The sequence below is a fragment of the Stenotrophomonas sp. genome (genome assembly GCF_050737075.1).
Lineage (GTDB): Bacteria > Pseudomonadota > Gammaproteobacteria > Xanthomonadales > Xanthomonadaceae > Stenotrophomonas.
On record NZ_JBOHXV010000069.1, the window covers coordinates 13,153 to 27,128 of the forward strand.

Genomic DNA, 13,976 nt, shown 5'->3' on the forward strand with positions numbered 1-13,976 from the left:
GCGTCACCACGCATTGGCGATGTCGATCAGTACCTGACCATGATACGAATCGCTATAACCGGTCGTATCTACGATGTACCCCTTCGCCAGCAACTGGGTGCCAGCTGGCAGGCCGCCGATGTCACTCACGACAGTCATCTCCGGAAATGGACGACGATGGATCGGCGCATACAGCCCGGGCAGAAACCCGCGCGGCAGGTATGAACCCTCGAACACCACGATAGGCGCGTAGAGAAGTCCGTTGTTGGCCGCATAGGGATAGGGAGGATAGATGGTCGCATTGCCGAACGAGCCCGCGTTGTACATCCCGTCCGCCGAGACAGCGCAACGTACCGCTCCAGGAACCGCTGCTGTGTTGCGCCCGATAAAGCACGCGGTACCTGTGTCAGAAGTGTTGCTAATGCTCCAGCTGCTCTGACCTTTGAGGGAATAGCCAATGCTGCTCGACATCTCAGTATCTGAGCCCTTGTAGGACACCACGTAGTGATGCCGGTCCCCGGGCTTCAGCGAGGTGATGTCTCCGGCGTAGTGCGGATGCATAGCTCCACCGCCGTTCTGCGCGAACTGTCCGGATGTGTCAATGAATAGGTAGAAGAAGCGCTCGTTGCCAACAGCGACCCACGCGCGGCCTTCAGACGTTGCCAATGACGATTTATCCCAACGCGATCCGGTTGGCTTGAGCGAGGTCGCCGGGGTCGGATCTGTTCCGGTATCGATGTCCGACATCGTGGCGAAGCCACGCAGCAATGCTGAGCGCTGGGCCGTATCGTCTAGGCGCAGGAAGAAGCCTGTGGCGACGATGGAATTATTGCGGAAAACACGGACATTCGAGCCCGTGAACGCCCGGGTCCAGCCCATGCCAAGCTTCTGGTTGGCGCCGGTACCGTAGCCGTCCACCAGCAACGCGTCGAGCAGTATGGCCAGCGCGCCAGGCTGGCCGGAAAGAAGGGGCGCGCCCGGGTCGGTGCTCTTGTAGACGGTTGGAATCAAGCTCATACGTTATCTCCAGAAATGTTGCCCACGACCATGAAGCGGGTGGAATCGACGATCCCTTCGGGTGCGCCAGGAAGTGTGGTACGCACCATCCAGACCGGAGCCAAGCCGCCAACGGTGTTGAAGCGCACCACGTTGTTGGTCGCCCAGCCGGTGCCCCAGCCTTGGCGGCGGATCGTGAAGTAGGGCCGATTGGTTCGTGGGTTGAGGGGCGCGCAATCCGCGCTGATGCTGCCGGTGGTGATCACGCCCACGGTTTCGCCAATCACCTCGAACTGCGTGGCGTTGGTAAAGCGAATAGCCCAACGCTCGGTAATGGTGTCGCTGTTGGCGACGACTAGCGGGAAATCGGTGTCGTTGTAGGTGCCCGGCGCGGCGCTCCCAACCAGCTGGTCGGACCAAGTGTTGGCCCACGTGGCCTGATCGAACAGGTTGACCACGCGTGCTTGGAGGTCCAGGGAGCCATTTGCCTCACCCAGGCGCAGCGCCGTGCTTATAAGTGCCTCACCAGCCGGGTAGTCGTGGGTCAGCCCAGTGTTGATCTCGATTTCGCCGGTAATCTGCGGCTGAACCACCAGCCGGCGATCTTCTACCCGGTCCGACACCACGATAGGCATCTGGTAAGCCGACAGATTCAGCGGATCGCTGAAGGTCAGCCTCCCCTGCTGCAGGTCGTACGTGTACCAGGCGCTGTCCACCGGGGCGCCGGCAGCATCCACCACCTCCACGGCAGCCACGCGAGTGCGCCCGAATGGCACCACCTGGTTGGCCTGCGGTGCGGCAACTGCGTGCTTGGCAGTGTGGTGAATCATGACCGTCTGACCCGACTTGAAGGCCGGAACCCGCCCGTCCGCCGGCAAACGCACCGACTCCAGGCCGATGACCACGGCCGACAAGGGGATCGAGCGGAACACCACCGCGCCGATGAAGATCGAGCCGGGCAAAACCAAAGTGGGCTTCCAGACCTGGTCGCCCACGACAGCAGCCGGATCGAACCACGGAGCACCTTCATTTCCTGCGGCTGGCACCAGCTGCCCGAAGGCGACCCTGGCCACACCGGTCTCCCAATCGATCAGGCCGGCAACCTGCGGGCCACCGATGTTGCCATTGATGTCGGCCGTGGCGGTCAGCTGCGTGCCATCGGTCACCACCGCGCGCAGCGTGAAGACGCCTGGGCGCAGCGGCGACCCGGGTGCACGGAAGTACACCGCAGCTACGCCGTGATCGGCGATGCGCGTGAGTAAAGATTGCACCGTCACGGTATTGGAGCCACCGGGCACCCACTGGGTCACGTTCACAGCGCCGGCGGCGTAGTCGATGGTGCCGCCGTAGATCCCGGCGCCGGAAACCGGGTCGATGTTGTAATACAGGCCGCCATTGCGGTCCACATACGTCCTGCCCTTGTAGGTGAACCGCACGCTTCCCGGAACGATGCTGTCGCTGATGGTTGGGGTCAGCAGCAGCTGCACCGGTGGCAAGGTCAGCGATTCACTAGACGTCGTCTGCGCTGCGCCTGCGATCATCCAGCCCAGAGAGATAATCGTGCCCGCCGAAAACTGCGCGGCAACATCCGCACGGTAGTACCCGACGATCCTGAGATCCTCGCGGCCGGTGACGACCTGGTAGATCGGCAAGGAAACGGCGTGCACCGTGAACTTACCAGCCTGGAGGTTTATCGCACCGGTGGCGTAGTTGATCGCGCCAAGCACGGTGGTGAGGGCCTGACCGCCGATGCTTACACCCACCACATTGCCCTGCCCGTCATCCTTCGCCGTCACTCGCATGACCTGCGGGGTGGCGGGCATCCCGGCCTCATCCTTGACTACCGAAATCACCCAGTCCAAACGCAGACTGCCAGCTCGCACGGGGCCTTCTGGAAGCGCGATCGATATGATGCCGGAGCCATCCGGTACCGGCTGCGTCGTGGAGACAAGGGCCTGCCCAAAGTCATACTCGCAGGCAAGCTGGCTGTCCGCGTCTGGCAAGGTCACCGGACGGATCATGACTTCGCCGGTTGCATAGGCGATGGAGCCGCGGGTGACCCCTCCAATCAGAAGACCGCCCGCTGCGTTGTCCACCACAGGAATATTGCTGTTGTTTACCCGCAGCGTGAACTTGGCCGAGCCAGGCACCACGCCGGAGTTGCTCAGCATGAAATGAAGCGCCGGTGGCTCAACCGCAACATCGCCCGTGCGTGACTCGGCCAGCACCGGAGTGCCCCAACTGGGGATCACACTGCTATCCAGATCCGGCAGGGCGCCGGTGGTCAGCACCACAGCGCCAGTGGCGTAGTTGACCGAGCCGCTGCCCTGCCCCGGCTTGCCAACCAACTGGCCCTGCCCGTTGTCCTGCAGCCGGATCCACTTACCTAGGGCGCGGTAGTCCACCACCACGGTGCCTGCAGCCGGCAACGGAGTCAGCTGAAAGAGCCAGTTGTAGCCCTGATTGTTCTGCGTGACGGTGATTTCGTCGGAGAAGCCCTGCGCAATGATCGCGCCGGCAGGGCGGGCAGTGACGCTGACGGCTGCAAACCCAACCGTGTTGGCGCTGACCAGCGTGATAGAGCCGGCTTGGTAGTCCACCGAGCCAGTCCAGGGCGACGCTCCGGCGGAGGTGAGTGCACCGGCACCGTCGTCTGACAGCTCGACGCTGCCCGCCAGAACCTTGACTGAGCCCAGCACCATGGGCGTGCCCAGGAAGCGGGTGACTGGGGTTCCGGCCGGGAAGTTGGTGCTGAAGCTCAGCGCCAATGCCCCGACAGGTCCGGATGGGACGTAGCTGATCGTGCCAAGGCCGGCCAGCACGTCGCTAACGGGAGTCTCGGCCGTCGAGGTCGGTACGATGGTGACGTAAGGCGTGTCCACCTGCACGGACAGGTCGCCGGGCTTGGCAGCCGCTGTGAGGCGCTTGACGCTGTGGTAGCTGGTCGCCTCCACCACATTGGTCTCGTAGATGCGTGTCGGTGGCTTGATACTTGTCATGCGCGAAGCTTCCTGCCCTGGGAAGTCGTACAGCAGCGCGGTCACCGTTTCGATGATGATCACGTCTCGCTCAAATGCACCCAGGTCGTCGTAGAAGGTGCGAGTCGACCGGGAAAGCACGCTCTTGACCCGCACGTATTGCTCGTTCGGCGTGTAGCCAGAGGCAGTCACGAACAAGCACAGGTTGTCGTTGATGTCCGGGCTCGCCGCATCCTTCATGCAGTAGAACTGCAGGGCCTGTTGCCCGATGAAATGGTTGCTCAGCAGGACGTAGCGCGACTCCACTCCGCGCGTGATGTAACTCTCCACACGGTTGCGCGCGTCGCTGCGTACGTCGCTATAGCTGCCTGTGGCGAACATGCTCACCTGAACCTTCGGATCCGTTGGTGGGTCGAGCAGAACGCCGATGGCATCCTTGAGAACGTCCGTTCCCGGCGTATCGACGTGCACGAACATCTTGCGCAGAGTGGCACGGCCTGTGGTGCGCTCTTCGTCACCAATATCGGGAAACAGGTTGTTCATCTGCCCGTCCCCAATCTCGGCCTGGACCATGCGTCCACCACCGTCGGGGTTGTCGGTCAGGCGCTGTGACTGGCGCATCTTGATATCTGTAGCGGAAATCGTCATCGGTTACACCGTCATCAGTCTGAGAGTGATTGAGAAATAGTCCCCGTCCAGCGCCGGCACAGCGAACCGGATCGGCTCGGCCTCCAGCGCTGCGCCTTCGGTGCGCCGCCAGCGCACGCTGAACGTACGTTCCCCGCCGTTATGCGCGGGGAGCATCAGGGATAGGGATTCGTTGCGGGGCTGTTCTTCACTGGCTTGGAGCGCACGAAGTATCGGCAGCGACACCGGTGCCACGAAGGCAGCACCGTCACGTTGGGTCTGTAGCGTGATTGGACGTCCCGCCTGGAGCGCCGATTCCTGGACGATTCGCGCGCCGGTCAGGCTCGTCTTAACTTGCTGACCCACCCGCCAGGAGGTGAACTCGTCGGTCCACTGCAGGTCGCCTGGGAGCTCTATGCCGGCCAGGATGATCTTGGTCATCGGCGCGCCCCACCACGGACCGAGACGCTCTTGCTGCGGGCGACCCTTTCCATGACAAGCGGCGTCACCAAGCCAGCAATACGCTCTGCCTGTTCTCGCTCGGCGGCGGAGGCGCTGGCGGCCACTGACCGCGACGGTGCAGTCCACTCGATTCGCACCACGGCAGCACCATTACCCTCCCCATTGCCCACGCGCTTGGCATCGGCGGCTGCTTGTAGCTCCGCCTCCTGCTTGGCCGCGTCCAGCCGGTCCTGAGTGTCTTGGCGAGCAGCACGCCGGCGCTCGGCCCGCTTGGCTTCGATCTGGGTTTCAAGCTGTACCAGCTCTTCCAGCTCGCCCTCGCCTACCAGGTCAAAGCGCGATGCCAGCTCGCGGCGCTTTTTGGATAGCTCATCCATGCCGTTTGAAACTCCCTGCAGCTCTTCCTTGTAGGCCTGAAGGTCACGGCGTTGCTTGGCCAGACCATTCCAGATGTTGGCGAACTGCTGCATGCCCTGCGGACCGCTCATCTGGTTCAGCAGCTCTCGGGTCTTGGCCGATATCTGCCCCATATCCATGGAGAAGCCGCTGGCGGCCGCCGAAGCGGTCTTGAGATTCCCACCGGCACCCCCGGCTGCGTCCCCGACCGCCGCGACGCTGTCAGCCGCGCCCGCAGCTGCTTGCTGAACTTGCTGCAGGGAGGCGACAGCCTCGTTGCTGCCTTGGACTACGGCCTGGGCTGCAGCGGCACCCTTGGCGCCCTGACGATCGAACTCGGCGTTGGTGGAGTACAACGCGCCTTGGATCTCCAGCTGGGCGCTGACCTGGTCCTGCTTCCATTTATCGCTGTTGGCTACCGCTGCACGCGCGGTGTTGGAGTAGGCCGTGAACGCACGTCGCACGTCTTCGATACTGGCTTTGCCCTGCGCCGCGCCGCGCCGGATCGCCTCGAAGGCCTCCTTGGCAGAGTCGCGCGCCGCGTTGAGCGAGGCCTGGGACTGGATACCCAGCCGGCCGAACTCATCGTTCAGCGGGTTCATGGCGTTGGTGATTTCACGGATCCGCGCATTGAGCGCAGCGGCCGAGCGCTCGGCTTGATCAAACCCGAGCTTGCCCTGCTGGCCGGCGGCCTGTAGCTGCGCGCCCAAGGCCTTGGCCTCGTCCAGTGTGGCCACATTGCTTAATGCGGCTTTGAAGGCCGTTTCAATCTGGCTGCTGGTGGCCAGGGCATTCTCCAGCACCGTGGCAAAGGCCGCGTTGGCGTCACGTCCGGCGGCGGTAAAGCTCACCCCCAGGCGGTCCGCCGAGACACCCAGCTTGTTCATCGCCGCCAGCAGGGTTTGCTCCAGCACCACGGTGGTGTTGGCTGCTGCCGCCGGCAGCGAGGCGAAGGCCGCTTGGGCCGAGGCCTGGAAGCGCATCAGCTCCTCGCCGCTAAGCTGCTGCAGCGTGGCCAGCAGGCCGTCCCGCACGTTGCGTGCGGCCCCTGCGCCCTGTTCTGCAATGGATGCCAGCGCCACCGCCACGTTGCCCAACGAGTTGGTGTCGGCAAAGTTCAAGCTCTGAAACAGCTTGCCGATCTCGGTGACGGCCAGCTTGGAATCGCTGCCAATCCCTTTGAGCTGCTCAACCACCAGCTGCGCACCGGCGGCGATGCCGCTCTTAAGGGCTTCACCCGCCACCTTCGATCCGGTCGACAGCGCCTGGTAACCGGCACCGACCTCGGTAAGGCGGGCCTTGACCTGTTCCAGCTGGGCCAGCTGCTCATCGGTGGCAATTCCCAGTTCCTTCTGCGTAAACAGAAATCCGAACTGGGCGTTGAGGTACTTCTTCAGCGCGTCCAGCCGCGCCTGGTAGGACCTGCGCTCTTCCTCGCCCATCGCGGCCACGTCGGCCGAGCTCTTCACCTGCACCTGGCTAAACGCTGATACCGACACGGCAAGCTTTTTGTATTCCACGCCCTGCTGGTACATCTGCTCCCGGACGCGGGTGATGGTCTGGCCGGCTTCCTTGTTGGCCTGGCTCCACTTGCCCATCTCGGTGCCCACCGCCTCACCGATGGACTGAAGGCCCTTGCTGGCCAGCTCCAGGCCCAGCAATGCGATCGTGATCGGCACCGCACGCGGCAGGCTCTTGAGAATGTTGCCCAGGCCAAGCGCACCCTTCCCGGCCGCATCCATGGCCGCAACGTTCGCGATCTGCGCCCGCGTGGATGCCATCAGCGCAATGCGCCACGTGTTCATCTGCACAATGGCGCGCACGATGGCAAAGGTTGCATAGGCCTTGCCCATCGCAACCAGCGCGCCGCTGTGATCGATCAACCAGCCTGTAGCGGATCGCGCCGCACTGGCCATAGTGACAATGGCATCACTGGTCTGCTTGGCCCAGCGGGTGAGCGTGCCGTCTTTGGCCAGTCGATCGGCCAATGCAAGCATCTCGCTCAGCTGGGTCTTGAAGTACGAAAGCACCCCCTGATCGGCGACTTCCTGCTTCCAGTCCTTGAAGCGCTCGGTGGCCGCCTTCCACAGCCCGGCAATGGTGCCCACCTTGGCTGCCGCGGCTGCCCCGCCGTAGGACTCGGCCAGCAGATCCAGAATGATCGCCTGGGCCTGGGCAACCTGCCCGGTAGCCTCGAGCTGGGTGATCAGCTGCTTCTGGCTGGCATCTAGAGTAAAGCCCTGTTTGCTCAGTGATTCCATGGCCTTGGACGGGGTCTGCAGCGCCTTGCCGACCACTTCGGCCGACTGCTCCAGGTTCATCCCCAGCCGCTGGGCCTGGTCGATGGCGATCTGCATCGCGGCCGGGAACTGCGCACCCACCACGTTGGTGTAAGACAGCAGGCGTACCTGCGCTTTGGATATCTCACCATCATCAAACAGACCGCCCTGCAGCTGGCGGCGCATCTGGGCGAGCTGGTCGGCCGTGAACTCGCTCTGCCGGCCGGTGGCGGCCAGGGCAGCTTCGAGCTGACCCAGTTCCTGCTCAGCATCGCTGCCTTCGGTGATGATGGACTTGATGCCGTCCACCAGCTTGCCAAAGCCGATAAAGCCCAGCGCAGTGGCGGCGACACCCTTGAGCTTGTCCATGATCGAGCTGGTGGCCGAAGCGGCCGTGCCCAGATCGGTGGTGTCCTTTGCCGCCTGGTTGGCGCGCTCGCGGTAGGCCTTGAGCGATTCGGCAGCGGCGGTGCTGGCCTTAGCCTGGGCACGGAAGCTGGCATCGCTCTGCTCGATCTGATCGTTGCGCTTGCGGGTCTCGGTGGCGGCCTGCGCCGAGGCCTTTGCCTGCTCGGTGAAGGCTTGGGCGGTGCGTGTCGCTTCGCTGCGCAGGCGCTGCTGACTGCTGGCCAGCTGCGCGGTATCCACGCCTAGCTCGCTCAATGCGGTGTCGGCCTTGGTCACGGCCTCCCACTGCTTGTTCAAACTGGTCTGGAGCTTGTCGCCTTCAGAGCGCAGCGCCTTCTGGGCGTTGAGCAGGTCCCTGGACGGATTCACCGTCTCGGCAATCTGCAAGCTCAGCTGGTAGGCGGCGCGCTGATTGGCGTCATAGGACTGCTGCAGCTCATCGAGCGTGTCCATCATCCCGCTGAACGCCTCGGCCTTGCCGGCCGTGGCATTGAGATCGGCCAGCCGATCGATCAGCTTGGCGGTGTCGGCCCCGGCCTCTTCGGTGGCCACGCCCATCTCGACCAGCGCCTGGCGCAGCGCGTCCACACCTTCGGTGCCACTGGTCTCAAGAACCAGCCGCAGCGCTTCTTCAAATGCCCCTGTGCCTGCCATCAACGCTTCCTCTTACGTGCCAAAGTGAGCTGACGAACCAGCTCGTTGCTGCGGTATTCGTTCATTTGCCGGGCCAGTTGGGTGGCCACCACTTCGCCCTGCCCCATCACCATCTGGAAGGCACTGGCACCGGTGAGCGTGCGCAGCTTGCGTCGGCCATCGCGACCGGATGGCGCAGTGGCATCACGGGAGAACTGGCGCACCACCATCCGGCGCTGACCGCCGATCTTGGCGATGAACGCAGAGGCGTAGACCTTGCGCTTGCCCACTTGGATTCCAGCGGTGGCGCCGGGTGTCTTGCGACCGCCCCACCGCCCGCCAAAGCCGATCAGCGCCAGCTTTCCGGTGGAGGCATTCAAGGACAGGTACTCACCGCCATCGTCCTGGCCAGAGCGAACGGTGAAGCGTCCCTTCAGGTAACCGGCACGCACGGTGTAGACCTCGCGAACTGCCTTCATAGCCGCCGGCTCAAAGCGGCGGCGAACCGAGGCAATAGAGCGCGAATCAGCCTTGGCGATGGAGGTCTTGCTCAACCCATCTACCTGGGCGGCCAGGCGAGCCAGTGCACCTGCGCTCGTGCGCCCGAACGTATTGAAGCCGATCGCCATCAGCGCACCGCCATGCGGTAGCGGGGCGGCACCTGGGAAGGTGCCGCCCCGACCAGACCATTGCGGGCCTGCGCCGCCATCAGCCGGCCTGCTGCTCGTACACCTCGAAGGTGTACAAGGCATCTTCTTCCGAACGGAAGATGACCGGACCGGTCAGCGTGACCTGCAGCGGCTCATCGCTGAACCAGTCCACGTCGCCGTCGACAGTGAGGTTGACTTGCGGAATACGCAGCAGGCCGTTCTCACCACTGATACGGTCCTGCACGTCCCCAAGGATGGTGAACGGCTTGTTGGGCACCGCGCCGCCGTTGATAGCCGTGTGCAGGTAGCCGTCATAGGTGTAGCTGACCGCCAGCACATCGCCATGTGCGATATCACCGCCGACCTTGGGAATCAACATGCCCTGACGGTTGTCGATCATGTAATCAGTCCCGGCCTCCAGCGCCTGCTGGCCACGCTTGACCACCGGTGCCGGCACCGCCATCACGAAGCGATGGGGCAGCTTGATCGGGGCATCCTTGCTGTGGGCGGTCACGACCTGGTCAACCACCTCGCCGGCGGCGACTAACGCGGTGACAGCGCTGCCGTACAACACGCGCGCCAGAATGGCCGGCGGCACTTCCAGCGCGGTAATGCCGATGCTAGTCGCGCCGGGGTTGGCGTCGGTATGAATGATCTGGCCGTAGCGGTCATCGCGGCGCTTGCTCTTGATTTCGGTAGTATCACCGGCCTCATAGCTGAACGTGAGCGAGCTCTGTTCCAGGGGCTTATTGCCGAATTTGTCATCAGCATCGGGAATCACGGCGATGCGGTCGGAACCGGTGCCGTGCTCATACAGGCGAAGATCGCCGGCAAACTTGCGGACCTTGGGCTGGGTAGCCATGGGGAGTCTCCTAGTGGGTGGACACGGGCTGGAAGATTTCGGTCAGGCCGGCCCGCGCGGTGATCTGAGCGACAACGCTGGAGTGGCCGGTGTCGTCGGTGACCTCGGCCAGCTGGGAATCGATAACTTCAAACTTGGTCAGCCCAAGCGGGAGGCTGCGAGCATCGAAGGTGAGCACGCGCATCAGGTCATGCCGCGCCCGGTGTACTAACCGGTTCGGGCGGGCCTGATCCTCGTTGCGCGGCACGCTGAATTCGATGGTCACCGATACATCGGAGCTGGCCTGGACGCGGTTGCCGTTGGTGCCGCTGATGCGATCCACCACAATGGCGGTGGCCGGCATGTCGATGTGCTGAGGCGCGTCATCGTCGTCAAGCAAGATCAGCCCATCGCCAAGATCGGTATGGAAGCCAGCCGAGCGCTTGATCAGGCGCACGCGTGCGGCCAGCATCTCCACCAACTGCCAGCTGGCAGGTTCCGGAAGCGTTAGGTCAGCCATTACGCACCGTCCAGCGGCTTGCCGAGCCATCATCAGAAACCAACTTGCCGTTGACGTAAGTGTCCCCGTCGACCACCACCTTGCCGCCCTGCACCGGATCCAAACCGGGCTGGCGGACATACGCAATTTCGATCCGGCCGGCCATGAACTGACGCAGGCCCCCAATGGTTTCCACATCCCGGTCGACGTAGACCTGGCATGAGACGGCGATACCGTCGCCGGGCGCGGTGTAGAGCCCGACATCGGCCATGCCACCAGCGGCAAAGCTTGCATGCAGGTCGGCATCCAGGTTGGCCAGGAACTCTCGCTGGCTCACGGCGCACCTCCCACCTGCCGGGCATAGGCCTGCAACGCTCTTACCTGCGCGTCGCACTGGTCGACGGCTGCAATAATTCGGCCCGCACTTTGGATCCGCTCGTCGACTCCACCATCAGACTGGCTGGCGGTGGCGACGGGCTGGGACAGTACGGTGGTGTGGATGGCCGCCTGCCAACGCTGGTGCAGCTGGCGGTTGCCAGCACGCAGATCAGCAACAAGGCGATCCGACTCAGCTTGCGCATCTTTCTTCTCCTCTTCGTATCGGGCGGCCAAGGCGTTAGCTGCCTTGACACTGGCGCGTTCTGTTTTGAGTACGGTGCCCAGCTGACCGATCTCGGCTTCGGCTGCAGAAAGCGCCGCAGTGGCCGCATTGCGATCGGCGGTGGCCGCCGAGGCGGAAGCTTCAGATTTCAAAACGCTGCCGCGCTGCCAGACAATGATGCCCAGCAGCAGTAGCAGCGCAGTGGCCAGGACGCGGATCATGCCGACACCCCGTCGGTCTCAGGGATGATCGCCCCAAGGCCCCGCAAGATCGATTCCAGTTGACGGATGCGCATCCGCAGCACGCTCGCTTCTTCCTGCGCCCGCAGGCGCAGGTCCACTTCCTGCTGAAGCCGCTGATCTTGGGTAGAAAGGCGGTTCTCCAGCGTTTCTACCCGCTTGGCGAGCCCTTCCACCAGCGCAACATTGGCATCGGTTTCAGTGCGTTCCTTCCGACGTGAAAGCAGTGCGCCCCACGTCTCGCGCACCACCCAGAACGCCACCACGCTGCCCGCTAACCACCACGGTGCGCCGTCGCTGATGTCGGGCCCGGCCATTACTTCAGCGCCTCATTGACGCCACTTTCGATGACAGCATCGCTCCAGAACAGGCGGCCGTTCTCGCGACGGGCGATGGCGCGCACCAGGCGAAACAGGGTCACCGGCCGAGTCAGCGAGATGATCTCGGTGCCACCCACTCCAACCTCGTCGGCGACCCGATGTACGTAAGCGGCGGTGTTGTTCTCCACCGGCGGGGCCCAGCGGTTGATGATCTCCTTGACCGTGCGCAGCCCATGCTTGCGCTGGTAGGTCAGAAGCGTCCTGGCCAGGGCGCGGAAGCCAGCTTCGGGCGTGGTGAACACGCAGAATCGGCGCTCCTGCGCCAATGCAGCGGCCGAGCGGTCCTCGCCCTGCCACACCACGTCGGTACGGTCGATATTGCCTGGGTTGTTGTTGCGTACGCCGCGTGGCGTCGTGCTGGTATTCATGCGGTGCCCCTTGCCCGTGATGAAGTGCCGGCATCGCCCACGCCATTCCGGCGGATGTGGGCGATACCGGCCAAAGCGATTACGCGCCGCCTGCCTCACCAGCAGCGGCAGTACCCGGCGTCAGCCGGACGAAAACCGTGGTGTAACTGGCATCGGCCGGGTACACAGCAAAGCCGATGCCACCGACCTGGTCTGCCCCGGCCTCGGCAGCGATGGCGTGTTTGGCGGTGGGATCCCAGTTGACCGGCGCGCCCACTGCGAAGGTCGATGCGGGCAGCTTTGCCACCTCGAACACGCCTTCCACGTGGACGGCGATGACCTCGCCGACCTTGCCGTCAGTGACGGCAGCGCCGACCAGCTTGCCTTCGACCACCAGCTCGCCACTCTTGGCGTCGCGGGTCAAAGTCACATCCAGCACGCGGCCGTCCTGATGTGCGTTTTTCATAGTTCGTTCCTCAAATCAGATAGATGGCAACTAAGCGCGCCGGGACCGGCCGCGCTCAGACGTGTCGGATCAGCCCTGCGCGGGTGGCGGGTTGCCCGGGTTCTTGTAGATGCCGCGGTAGTCGGCGATGGCCGGGGCCGCGTCAAGGCGAACCTTCCAAGCCACCCCATCGACGGTGAAGCCCTGTTCCTGTTCCAGGTACGGCGACTGGTTGCCGTCCAGGTAACCCACCACGATGGCGTCCACGAACGCCGGATTGGCCAAGCCGTACCAGGCCTTGGAGTCCTTCTCATCCAGTCGGCCGTGATCCCACACCTCGAAGGTGTTGCGCACGGTGTTCGGATCGCGATCACCGGTGCCGGCACCGACAGCGAATTCGGCAGTGCGCACTGCGCGAGCCTGCAGGCCCAGCGCCACCGGGGTCAGCAATCCCTTCATCGGCACCTGAATCAGGTTCCCGTCCTTATCCTTCTGCAGACGCATCGCGGCCTGCATGGCACCCACGCTGGCGGTGGTGATCAGCTCGGGCGGCAGCAAATTGCCGTGCTCGGCACTGAACAGTCGCTTGCCATCGGCCAGGATCGGGTTCTTGTTAATCAGATCGAACACCGCCTTGGCCAGCGTGCGGCGCGCGGCTTGGCCCATCTTGCGCGGCACATCGCTGAAGATGCCCAGGTCATCGTTGATGACGGCCTGACGGGTGATGGTGAACAGCTTGCCGTAGGTGACGATCTTCATCGCCTGCGACTGCTCGCTGAAAGTGCCGTGCTTGTACTCACCACCTTCCGGCACGATGTCAAGATCCGAGAACGCGCCCAGCCCGACCAGATTGGTCGGCTTGAAGTCAGGCACATTCACCGCGCGGGTGAACTGATCGAAGTTCTCTTCCGCTTCCTGATAGCCCTGCAGCACAGCGCGACGCGAGGCATCGCCCAGCAGCGCCGGGAAATCAGAAGTGCTGTGGGTGAAGGCCAAGCCCACGATCTGCATGCGGTCCATGCCCGCCACATTGGTGCCGGTGGCCTGCACGCACGCCCGGGCCATCTCGCCCATGGTCATGCCCCGATACGGGTTGCCGTCGGTGGGCTGCTCTAAGCCCGCGCGGGCCTGGATGGCATTAGCCATGGCCGCACGGGTCAGGTCGCGCTGATCCACGCCTGCAGTGATGCTGGCACCGCCATTGAGCGGGCCGGGG

General features: G+C 63.7%; 13 protein-coding genes. All 13 read right to left on the minus strand.

Going from position 1 to position 13,976, the window contains the following annotated elements; genetic code table 11:
• Positions 1–3: 3 nt before the first annotated feature.
• On the minus strand, positions 4–996 hold the full coding sequence (locus ACREPD_RS15640; protein WP_431600181.1) for a hypothetical protein: 993 nt from the start codon (positions 994–996) through the stop codon (positions 4–6).
• Positions 993–4,601, minus strand: a complete 3,609-nt coding sequence (locus ACREPD_RS15645) for a hypothetical protein (protein ID WP_431600182.1) — start codon at positions 4,599–4,601, stop codon at positions 993–995. Before ACREPD_RS15645 ends, ACREPD_RS15640 begins: the two co-directional genes overlap by 4 nt.
• A 3-nt stretch (positions 4,602–4,604) precedes the next feature.
• Positions 4,605–5,021, minus strand: coding sequence for a hypothetical protein (locus tag ACREPD_RS15650; RefSeq protein ID WP_431600183.1), 417 nt, complete (start codon positions 5,019–5,021; stop codon positions 4,605–4,607).
• Positions 5,018–8,779, minus strand: a complete 3,762-nt coding sequence (locus ACREPD_RS15655) for a Laminin subunit alpha-2 (protein WP_431600184.1) — start codon at positions 8,777–8,779, stop codon at positions 5,018–5,020. Before ACREPD_RS15655 ends, ACREPD_RS15650 begins: the two co-directional genes overlap by 4 nt.
• The gene (locus tag ACREPD_RS15660) at positions 8,779–9,387 is read right to left on the minus strand and encodes a hypothetical protein (protein ID WP_431600185.1); all 609 of its coding nucleotides are present in this window, start codon (positions 9,385–9,387) and stop codon (positions 8,779–8,781) included. Before ACREPD_RS15660 ends, ACREPD_RS15655 begins: the two co-directional genes overlap by 1 nt.
• Positions 9,388–9,466: 79 nt before the next feature.
• Positions 9,467–10,270 (minus strand): hypothetical protein, encoded by an 804-nt coding sequence (locus ACREPD_RS15665; RefSeq protein WP_431600186.1) that lies wholly within the window; start codon positions 10,268–10,270, stop codon positions 9,467–9,469.
• A gap of 10 nt (positions 10,271–10,280) precedes the next feature.
• Positions 10,281–10,769, minus strand: a complete 489-nt coding sequence (locus tag ACREPD_RS15670; RefSeq protein ID WP_431600187.1) for a hypothetical protein — start codon at positions 10,767–10,769, stop codon at positions 10,281–10,283.
• A complete protein-coding gene (locus tag ACREPD_RS15675; RefSeq protein WP_431600188.1) occupies positions 10,762–11,085 on the minus strand; it encodes a head-tail joining protein in 324 nt (107 codons plus the stop codon). The genes ACREPD_RS15670 and ACREPD_RS15675 overlap by 8 nt, the downstream gene beginning before the upstream one ends.
• On the minus strand, positions 11,082–11,570 hold the full coding sequence (locus ACREPD_RS15680; RefSeq protein ID WP_431600189.1) for an endopeptidase: 489 nt from the start codon (positions 11,568–11,570) through the stop codon (positions 11,082–11,084). The genes ACREPD_RS15675 and ACREPD_RS15680 overlap by 4 nt, the downstream gene beginning before the upstream one ends.
• Positions 11,567–11,905 carry a hypothetical protein gene (locus ACREPD_RS15685; RefSeq protein WP_431600190.1) on the minus strand — a complete coding sequence of 113 codons (339 nt, stop codon included), beginning with the start codon at positions 11,903–11,905 and terminating at the stop codon, positions 11,567–11,569. Before ACREPD_RS15685 ends, ACREPD_RS15680 begins: the two co-directional genes overlap by 4 nt.
• Positions 11,905–12,336, minus strand: coding sequence for a structural protein P5 (locus tag ACREPD_RS15690; RefSeq protein ID WP_431600191.1), 432 nt, complete (start codon positions 12,334–12,336; stop codon positions 11,905–11,907). The genes ACREPD_RS15685 and ACREPD_RS15690 overlap by 1 nt, the downstream gene beginning before the upstream one ends.
• A 79-nt stretch (positions 12,337–12,415) precedes the next feature.
• Complete coding sequence (locus ACREPD_RS15695) at positions 12,416–12,781, minus strand: DUF2190 family protein (RefSeq protein ID WP_431600192.1); 366 nt, start codon at positions 12,779–12,781, stop codon at positions 12,416–12,418.
• Between the two features lie 69 nt (positions 12,782–12,850).
• Positions 12,851–13,976 (minus strand): Mu-like prophage major head subunit gpT family protein (locus ACREPD_RS15700; RefSeq protein WP_431600193.1); only part of this gene is annotated, 1,126 nt, incomplete at its 5' end.

What these genes read in the sequence shown, in the direction of transcription:
- ACREPD_RS15690 (WP_431600191.1), bottom strand. Translation starts at nt 12,336, where the DNA reads ATGAATACCAGCACGACGCCACGCGGCGTACGCAACAACAACCCAGGC.
- ACREPD_RS15645 (WP_431600182.1), bottom strand. Translation starts at nt 4,601, where the DNA reads ATGACGATTTCCGCTACAGATATCAAGATGCGCCAGTCACAGCGCCTG.
- ACREPD_RS15640 (WP_431600181.1), bottom strand. Translation starts at nt 996, where the DNA reads ATGAGCTTGATTCCAACCGTCTACAAGAGCACCGACCCGGGCGCGCCC.
- ACREPD_RS15685 (WP_431600190.1), bottom strand. Translation starts at nt 11,905, where the DNA reads ATGGCCGGGCCCGACATCAGCGACGGCGCACCGTGGTGGTTAGCGGGC.
- ACREPD_RS15695 (WP_431600192.1), bottom strand. Translation starts at nt 12,781, where the DNA reads ATGAAAAACGCACATCAGGACGGCCGCGTGCTGGATGTGACTTTGACC.
- ACREPD_RS15680 (WP_431600189.1), bottom strand. Translation starts at nt 11,570, where the DNA reads ATGATCCGCGTCCTGGCCACTGCGCTGCTACTGCTGCTGGGCATCATT.
- ACREPD_RS15660 (WP_431600185.1), bottom strand. Translation starts at nt 9,387, where the DNA reads ATGGCGATCGGCTTCAATACGTTCGGGCGCACGAGCGCAGGTGCACTG.
- ACREPD_RS15650 (WP_431600183.1), bottom strand. Translation starts at nt 5,021, where the DNA reads ATGACCAAGATCATCCTGGCCGGCATAGAGCTCCCAGGCGACCTGCAG.
- ACREPD_RS15655 (WP_431600184.1), bottom strand. Translation starts at nt 8,779, where the DNA reads ATGGCAGGCACAGGGGCATTTGAAGAAGCGCTGCGGCTGGTTCTTGAG.
- ACREPD_RS15665 (WP_431600186.1), bottom strand. Translation starts at nt 10,270, where the DNA reads ATGGCTACCCAGCCCAAGGTCCGCAAGTTTGCCGGCGATCTTCGCCTG.
- ACREPD_RS15670 (WP_431600187.1), bottom strand. Translation starts at nt 10,769, where the DNA reads ATGGCTGACCTAACGCTTCCGGAACCTGCCAGCTGGCAGTTGGTGGAG.